Source organism: Bacteroides sp. HMSC067B03 (genome assembly GCF_001811315.1).
Classification (GTDB): Bacteria; Bacteroidota; Bacteroidia; order Bacteroidales; family Bacteroidaceae; genus Bacteroides; species Bacteroides faecis.
The window spans coordinates 1-429 of the sequence record NZ_KV804474.1; the positions used below are offsets into that span (position 1 = coordinate 1).

Below are 429 nucleotides of genomic sequence, written 5' to 3' on the forward strand. Positions count from 1 at the left end.
GTCTATACTTCAGTCCTGACCGCCATCGGACAACTGATCGCCGGACAGGCGGCTTTTATCAGCAAAGCATAGAGGAATATTCATCAGCGTTCGGTCTTGTCGAGGGAATAGATGCCATCCTGAAAAAAGTATATGGCTTTGACATCCCGGACAAACTGGACGAAGATGAATGGCTCCGGCTCTATGCCGAATACCGCATGTTGCGGAAAACGGAGTTGGAAGAATTTGAAATAGTAATGCACAATGCATTCGCTAAAGTTGTAAACCGATTATTCTCAAAAGACAATGCAAGTGACTCAATGGATATTGGAACTGGTTGACAGGATCACGTCTCCGCTACACGCAGCAACCGATGCAGCCGAAGAAGCTACACGGGTGATTGATGACACGGAAGAAGTGGTTGAACGTCTTGGGGAGACATCGGGAAAA

1 protein-coding gene is annotated in these 429 nt (G+C 47.1%); it reads left to right on the forward strand.

The window, feature by feature from the left end:
- Positions 1-320 (forward strand): hypothetical protein (locus HMPREF2794_RS29155; RefSeq protein ID WP_168166631.1); only part of this gene is annotated, 320 nt, incomplete at its 5' end.
- Positions 321-429: the final 109 nt, after the last annotated feature.